We start from the raw sequence: 7,720 nt of genomic DNA on the forward strand, positions 1-7,720 counted from the left end.
GCAGCCCTCGCGACGCCGCCGGTGGGGCAGGGGAGCTTCGTCCCGCTCGGCGCGGTCGCGCTCGGCCTGCCGGTGGTGGCGGAGGCGTTGCGCCAGGCCGGGTCGCCGGCGTTTCAGCTTGGGTTGCCGGAGCACGAAGTCGGGCTGCCGGAGCATGAGGCCGGATCGCCGGAGCGCGAGGCCGGACCGCCGGGAGGTCGGGAGACGATCGCGTTCGAGCCGACCGCCGGCAACGGCTTCCCGATCTCCGACCTCGTCGCCCGCATAGAGGCGTTCCAGCGCCAGCGCGACCTGGCCTCGCCCGACGATCCGGCCGCCGCTGGGCAGGCGCCCGCGCCCGCGACCATCTTTTCTTTCGAGACCGACTCGACCGGCACGATCCGCTGGGTGGAGGGGGTGGAGCGTGCGCCGCTCATCGGCCTGTCGCTGGCGGCGTTCGGCGGACCCGGCTCGGTGGTCGACGGCGTCGCCGCCGGCGCGTTCCGCCGCCGCGCGCCGTTCCACGACGCGCGCTTCGTCGTCGTCGGCCTGTCGGCGGCGGCGGGAGCATGGCGGATCGCGGCGGAGCCGAGCTTCGATCCCGCGAGCGGTCGTTTCATCGGCTACCGCGGCACGGGCCGCCGCCCTCGCTTCGACGAGAGCGCGTCGCCGCCCGCCACGGGCCATGCCGCCGTCGCCGACGGGCTGCGCCAGCTGGTCCATGAACTGCGCACGCCCACCAACGCGATCGGCGGTTTCGCCGAGCTGATCGAGAGCGAGATGCTAGGGCCGGTGCCCGCGCCCTACCGCGCGCGGGCCGCCACGATCCGCGCCCATGCCGCCGATCTGATCGCCGCGATCGACGATCTGGACACCGCCGCCCGGATCGAGGGGCAGGCGATGGAGCTGCGTGCCGGACCGGTGCCGCTCGGGCCGCTGCTCCGGCAGGTGATCCTCGATTGCCAGCCGCTCGCCGCGATGCGTGGGGCGATGTTGTCGCTGACGCCGGTCCCGTCGACGCTGGTGCTGGACATCGACGATCGGGCCGCCGAGCGGCTGCTCGGGCGATTGCTCGCCGCGCTGGTATCCGCCTGCGTGTCCGGCGAGCGGCTGACGATCGCGGCGATGCGCGGCGACGGCGATGCCGTGCTGGTGATCGTCGACCGGCCGGCCGCGCTCGCCGCGCTGGCGTCCGGCGGTCCGTTGCTGGTCGATGCCGAGCGGGAGGCGGCGATGCCGGGTGCGCCGCTGCTGGGCGTGGGCTTCGCGCTGCGGCTGGCCTGCAACCTCGCGGCCGGTCTGGGCGGTGCGCTCGCCTTCGAGCCGCGATGCCTGACGGTCAGGCTGCCGGCCGCCGTCGGCGAAGGAACGGGCCAGACGTACGCGGGCTGACGATGGCGGAGCGTGCTTCTCACGGGTTCCCTTCCGGAACCCCTCCCGGCCCATCTCCCGGCTACGACGTGCCAGCGCCCGCCGCCGATGCGCTGGTGCGCTGGCCGGAGGACTTCGGCCGGCGCTTCACGCTGTTCGTCGATACGGAGGAGGAGTTCGACTGGTCGCGCCCGCCCGCGCGCGATGCCCGCCAAGTGAGCGCGGTCGCGGCCCTGCCGGTCGCGCACCGCCGGCTCCGCTCGATGGGCGTCGAGGCGACTTATATGGTCGACCACCCCGTTGTCGCGGACGCGCGCGCCGCCGCGCTCATCTCGGGGATGCTGGGTGAGGGGGGCGCGGCGATCGGGGCTCAGCTCCACCCCTGGGTCAATCCGCCGTTCTGGGACGGCGCCGGCCCCGGCGGGACCTATCCCGGCAACCTGCCGCGTTCGGTCGAGGCGGCGAAGATCGACGTACTGACCGGGGCGATCGAGCGCGCCCTGGGCCGCCAGCCCCGCGCCTATCGTGCCGGACGCTACGGGATCGGGCCGTCGACGGCGGCGCTACTGGTGGAGCGCGGCTACCGCCTCGATAGCTCGGTGCGCGCGCGCTACGACTACCGGCGCGATGGCGGCCCGGACTTCCGCGCGGTTGGTTCGCGCGCCTATCGAACCGGACCGGACGGCGCGCTGGTCGAGCTTCCGCTGACGACGGTGTTCACCGGCCGCTGGCGCGGCGCGGGCGGGCACTGGCACGGGCTCGCCGGACGCGTGCCGCATGGCCGCGGCCTGCTGGCGCGGCTGCGGCTGGTGAACCGGGTCGCGCTGACGCCGGAGGACATGCCGGCGGGCGACGTGGTCGAGGCGGTCCGGATCGCGGCGGGCGAGGGGCTGGCGCTGCTCAACCTGTCCTTCCACTCGCCCTCGCTCGTGCCCGGGCACACGCCCTATGTCCGCGACGCTGGCGACCTTGCGCGGTTCTGGAGATGGTGGGACGTCGTGCTCGATGCGCTGGATGCGGCAGACTATCGTTCCGCCTCGGTGGACGAGGTGATTGCGGCGGCGGGACGAGCGCGCTACCGGGGATCACGGGGCGCGGGCCTGTAGCTCAACTGGTTAGAGCTGGCCGCTCATAACGGCTAGGTTGCGGGTTCAAGTCCTGCCGGGCCCACCCCGCCGCCCCGCACGTCGCTGACGGCCGGCACCCGTGACCGCCACCGCCTCGACGCCTGATAAGCAATGAAATTGACACCACGCTTCAATTTCTCAACAATCCCGCTAGAGAGGCATGATCGGGGAGTGGCGCAGCCTGGTAGCGCATCTGGTTTGGGACCAGAGGGTCGCAGGTTCGAATCCTGTCTCCCCGACCAATGCCTGATCGGCTCGCGATCCGATCGTGGTTCTGATGCACAAAAAAGGGCGCCGTCCTGATGGAGGGCGCCCTTTCGCGTCGCAAGCCGACCTGTCGGTCGGCGGACGATCACTGCATGTTTTTGGCGGTCGCCTTACCGGCATCGCGAACGTTGTCGGCGGTGTCGTGCATGTTGTCGGCAGCGTTCGCCATCATGTCCGATGCCATCGCGTTGGAGGAGTTATCAGACACCGCCTGCATATTGTCTGCAGCGGCATCGATGTTGTCGCCAACCATGTCGGCGTTGTTCTCAACGGCGGCGGCTTCCGGTGACTTCGCCTTGCAAGCCCCAAGCGACATCAGGCTAGCGGCAACGAGAACGACGGTAAACTTCTTCATACGGGTACTCCCCCAAAATGCAAAATCATCCGCGTTCGACCTGAACGTCGCCGCGAGCCGAGACGATGCCGCGTCAGACCCCAGTTGGTCAATGGGAAATTGATACGCCGATCCGCCCGGTTTTCGCGCCAGTCCGTCCAATCGCGCGGGTATCGATCGTGTCGGCGCCTTGTGCGCGACCACGCCGCCCTGGCCGGCCCGCACATCCGTACCGGGCCGGCGATGGCCGCAGGGTCCGGTACTGGCCGGGGTCCGCCCTGAGCCGTCCGGCGCGGCGGCGGGCACGGGGAGCGCGCGATCAACTGCTGGTCGACGGCAGAGGCACGATCCTCCTGTTCTGGCGGCGAAGCCGCAGGCTTGGCGCGTCCGTGGCCGCGTTGCCAACCGGCCACCGCCCGACTATCTGCCCCCTCACATCCCCGCACACCCGATATTCCAGGAGCGCGCGCCGCCATGGCCGTCCAGTACAGCTACGTCATGAAGGGTCTGACCAAGACCTTCCCGGGCGCGAACAAGTCTGTTCTCAACAACATCAGCCTCCAGTTCCTGCCCACCGCCAAGATCGCGATCATCGGCCCCAACGGATCGGGCAAGTCGACCCTGATGAAGGTGATGGCCGGGCTGGATCCCGACTTCCAGGGCGAGGCATGGGCAGCTGAGGGCATTCGTGTCGGATACCTGCCGCAGGAGCCGCATCTCGATGCCACCAAGGACGTGATGGGTAACGTGAAGGATGGCGTGCGTCCGGTCGCGGACCTGGTCGACCGGTTCAACGCCATCTCCGCCGAGATGGGAGACCCGCAGGACGACACGGATTTCGACAAGCTCCTCGAGGAAATGGGCGAACTCCAGGCCAAGATCGACGCGGTCGATGGCTGGGCGCTCGACAGCCAGCTCGAACAGGCAATGGAGGCGTTGCGCTGCCCGCCGTCGGACGGCGATGTGACGACGCTGTCTGGGGGCGAGCGTCGCCGTGTCGCCTTGTGCAAGCTGCTGCTCGAGAAGCCAGAGATCCTGCTGCTTGACGAGCCAACCAACCACCTTGATGCCGAGAGCGTGTCATGGCTGGAGAACTACCTGAAGGAATATACCGGTAACGTCATCCTTGTCACCCATGACCGTTACTTCCTCGACAACGTCGTCAACTGGGTGCTCGAACTCGATCGCGGTCGCTACTATACCTATGAGTCCAACTACTCCGGCTATCTGGAGAAGAAGGCCAAGCGGATGGAGCAGGAGGATCGCGAGGAGGAAGGTCGGCAGAAGGCGATCCGCGACGAACTGGACTGGATGCGCCAGACACCCAAGGCACGCCAGACCAAGAGCAAGGCGCGCATTCGTGCATTCGACGAGCTGGTCGAGAAGCAGGAGAACCGCGTCGCCGGCAAGGCGCAGATCCTGATCCAGCTGCCCGAGCGACTGGGCGGCAAGGTGATCGAGGCCAAGGGTCTGACCAAGTCCTATGGCGACAAACTGTTGTTCGATGGGCTTGACTTCACGCTACCGCCGGGCGGCATTGTTGGGGTCATCGGGCCTAACGGCGCGGGCAAGTCGACGCTGTTCAAGCTCATTACCGGACAGGAGCAGCCCGACACGGGGTCGATCGAAGTCGGCCAGACGGTGAAGCTTGGCTATGTCGATCAGTCTCGCGACGATCTGGATCCTACCAAGAACGTATGGGAGGAGATCAGCGACAAGCTGGAGGTGTTCCGGTTCGGCAAGCAGGAAATGGGTACGCGCGCCTATGTGGGCGCTTTCAACTTCAAGGGGCAGGACCAGCAGAAGAAGGTGGGTCAGCTATCGGGCGGCGAGCGTAACCGCGTCCACATGGCCAAGATGCTGAAGGAGGGTGGCAACGTTCTGCTGCTCGACGAGCCGACCAACGATCTGGACGTCGAGACGCTGCGCGCGCTGGAGGAGGCGCTGGAGAGTTTCGCTGGCTGCGCGGTGGTCATCAGCCACGACCGTTTCTTCCTCGATCGCCTCGCGACCCACATCCTGGCATTCGAAGGCGACAGCCACGTCGAGTGGTTCGAGGGCAATTACGAGAGCTACGAGGAGGACAAGCGCCGTCGCATGGGGGACGCCGCAGATCGGCCGACCAGGCTGGCCTACAAGAAACTGACCCGGTGACTGCGGCGCTGCTCGTGCTGCTGCTCTGGTAGAAGGATACGTCCCCGATCGCCTGCAGCATATCGCGATTGGCTCTCGGCGATCGCGTCCGGTCATGATGGGGCCGGCCCGATCGACTGATCTTGATCGTGCATCTGACCGACTACATCGTGCGCGGCGTGCCCCGGACGCGTCCACAGCCACTTCCTTCTATCACGACTTCTCGCGAGCGACTTGACGTTTCGGGTAGTCCGGTGGTCGCCTGTGCCGACATCCGTATGCCGAGTTGCAGGTTAGGCGTCTCAATGATCGATCCACCTACCGCAGCGGCTGCGGTCCGCTTCCCGAACGCAACTTCGCGCCCACGACATGCCGTCATCAGCCGGCGCCCGCTTGCCGGAGCTTAATTGTTGTGATCGTCATTGGCGTGAGCCATCGCTGATATTGGACGAGCCAACGATCGGAAGCCGCTTCAGATCGCCCCATCGAACGTGTCGCATCTCGCCGGATCGCCCGAGTCCAGCCCGACCTGCAGCCAATGCTCGCGCTGCGCCGAGGTGCCGTGGGTGAAGCTGTCGGGAACCACCCGGCCCTGCGCCTCCTGCTGGAGCGTGTCGTCGCCGATCGCATGGGCGGCCGTCAGCCCTTCCTGAACGTCGCCAGGATCGAGCCGGTCCTTGTTCGCGTTCGCCCAGACGCCGGCGTAGCAGTCCGCCTGTAGTTCCAGCTTCACCGACAGCTTGTTGGCGTCGGTCGCGCTGGACGATTGTTCCGCCTGACTGACCTTGGCCGAAATGCCCAGCAGATTCTGGATATGATGCCCGAACTCGTGCGCGATGACATAGTCCTGCGCGAAGTCGCCGCCGGCGTGGAAGCGGGTCTGGAGTTCCTGAAAGAAGCTGGTGTCGAGATAGATGCCGTCGTCCGTCGGGCAGTAGAACGGCCCCATCGCCGCCTGCGCCGCGCCGCATCCCGATTGGCCATCGCGGCTGTAGAATTGCAGCGAGGGCGCCTGGAACTGCTTGCCCTCGTGCGCGAACAGCGCGGCCCAGGTCTTGTCCGCGCTGCTGAACGCGTTGCAGGCCGCCTTGCTCGACGCGTCGAGGTTGCACGCCCTGCTCGCGTCGGCGTGCGCGGCCGGCGCGCTGCGCTGCGTCGGGGCAAAGCCGCCGCCGTTCCCGTTTCCGCCACCCAGCAGCGATAGCGGGTTCACGCCCAGCACCGCAAGGACGATCACCACGAGCACGATGCCGCCGCAGCCGAACCGGCTGCCGATCAGCGGCAGCAGGCCCAGCAGCAGGCCGCCGCCGCCGCCGCCGCCTCTACCGCCAAGGAACCCGCCGCCACCCTGGCCGCGCTGGTCGCCGACGTTGATGTCGGGATCGAAGTCGTCGAGACGCATGCCGGGTGCCTTGCAGGAGAGGAAGGGTCCTGAATGGGCGGCGTTGCCCTGCGTTGCAACCGCGCGCGGTCGCGACGGTCGTCGGCGCGAGCCCCGAAACATCGCCAACGTTAGCCAGACAGGCCCAGGTCCCGCTCCTCCGAGAGCGGTAGGACCCAGCCGTCGCCTAGGCTCAGGACCTATTAAACAGTTGCGTTAGCTCTGGCGGGTTGATTCAGTGGCGTCGGAGGTGTCGCAATGTCCGACCTGTTGTTGCTGTCCGAGGCGCAGATGCGCCGGATCGAGCCGTGTTTTCCGCTGTCGCACGGTGTGCCACGGGTGGATGACCGGCGGGTATTGAGCGGCATCCTGTTCGTGATCCGCAACGGGTTGCGGTGGCGCGACACGCCTGCGGCGTACGGGCCGCACAAGCCTGTCTCGAGCAACGTCGAGAGGACGATCTATAACCGCTTCACCCGCTGGAGCAGGCTCGGCGTGTTCAACCGCATCTTCGCCGAACTGGCGGCGGGCAGCGACACCTCGGACCGACTGATGATCGATGCGACCCACCTCAAGGCGCATCGCACCGCCGCCAGCTTGCTCAAAAAGGGGCTCTACCCTGCTGCATCGGGCGCAGCCGTGGCGGGCTGACGACCAAGCTCCACGCCGTGTGCGACGGCAGCGGCCGCCCTGTCCGTCTAGTCCTTACCGAGGGACAGACCAGCGACTACAAGGGTGCCGCCATGCTGGTTGACACCCTGCCGCCTGCCAAAGCCATGCTCGCCGACAGAGGATATGATGCCACCTGGTTCCGCAAGGCGCTTGCCGAACGCGGCATCGCCGCGTGCATCCCCTCGAAGATCAACCGCAAGGTCGCGATCCCGCACGATCGATCCCTCTACCGCCAGCGCCACCGTATCGAGAACATGTTCGGCAGACTCAAAGACTGGCGACGCATCCACACCCGCTACGACCGATGTGCCCACACCTTCCTGTCAGCCATCGCACTCGCCGCCAGCTTCATCTTCTGGCTCAATCAATGAGTCCTGAACCTAGCACTACTTTGGCAGAGTAGATTTGTCGGTAATTGCCAGCGGCTTATGACAGTGTGGGCACTGCGTGGGCGGC

The 7,720-nt window shown here is 67.3% G+C and carries 6 protein-coding genes and 2 tRNA genes; 6 read left to right on the forward strand and 2 right to left on the reverse strand.

Going from position 1 to position 7,720, the window contains the following annotated elements; genetic code table 11:
* The 4 genes from HUV01_RS09635 to HUV01_RS09650 form a co-directional block, all read left to right on the forward strand.
* Positions 1-1,371 (forward strand): sensor histidine kinase (locus tag HUV01_RS09635; RefSeq protein ID WP_174298062.1); only part of this gene is annotated, 1,371 nt, incomplete at its 5' end.
* 68 nt (positions 1,372-1,439) lie between these two features.
* Positions 1,440-2,456: a polysaccharide deacetylase family protein gene (locus HUV01_RS09640; protein ID WP_254606535.1), complete on the forward strand. Its 1,017-nt coding sequence runs from the start codon at positions 1,440-1,442 to the stop codon at positions 2,454-2,456.
* A tRNA-Ile gene (locus HUV01_RS09645) sits at positions 2,447-2,520 on the forward strand. Before HUV01_RS09640 ends, HUV01_RS09645 begins: the two co-directional genes overlap by 10 nt.
* Positions 2,521-2,642: 122 nt before the next feature.
* Positions 2,643-2,719 (forward strand) — tRNA-Pro (locus HUV01_RS09650).
* 110 nt (positions 2,720-2,829) lie between these two features.
* Here the strand turns inward: HUV01_RS09650 and HUV01_RS09655 are convergent.
* Positions 2,830-3,099 carry a hypothetical protein gene (locus tag HUV01_RS09655; protein WP_174298063.1) on the reverse strand — a complete coding sequence of 90 codons (270 nt, stop codon included), beginning with the start codon at positions 3,097-3,099 and terminating at the stop codon, positions 2,830-2,832.
* 453 nt (positions 3,100-3,552) lie between these two features.
* Between HUV01_RS09655 and ettA the strand changes: the two genes are divergently transcribed.
* Positions 3,553-5,232, forward strand: a complete 1,680-nt coding sequence (gene ettA / locus HUV01_RS09660) for an energy-dependent translational throttle protein EttA (protein ID WP_174298064.1) — start codon at positions 3,553-3,555, stop codon at positions 5,230-5,232.
* A gap of 451 nt (positions 5,233-5,683) precedes the next feature.
* Here the strand turns inward: ettA and ypfJ are convergent, their stop codons facing one another.
* Positions 5,684-6,613, reverse strand: a complete 930-nt coding sequence (ypfJ, locus tag HUV01_RS09665; protein ID WP_174298065.1) for a KPN_02809 family neutral zinc metallopeptidase — start codon at positions 6,611-6,613, stop codon at positions 5,684-5,686.
* Between the two features lie 237 nt (positions 6,614-6,850).
* On the opposite strand from ypfJ, the gene HUV01_RS09670 reads away from it, so the two are divergent.
* A protein-coding gene (locus tag HUV01_RS09670) for an IS5 family transposase (RefSeq protein WP_174298066.1) occupies positions 6,851-7,635 on the forward strand; the annotation gives its coding sequence in 2 pieces (ribosomal slippage) (positions 6,851-7,214 and positions 7,214-7,635; 786 coding nt in all).
* The last annotated feature ends 85 nt before the right edge of the window (positions 7,636-7,720 follow it).

Source organism: Sphingomonas bacterium (genome assembly GCF_903643035.1).
In the GTDB taxonomy this organism is placed as follows: Bacteria; Pseudomonadota; Alphaproteobacteria; order Sphingomonadales; family Sphingomonadaceae; genus Sphingomonas.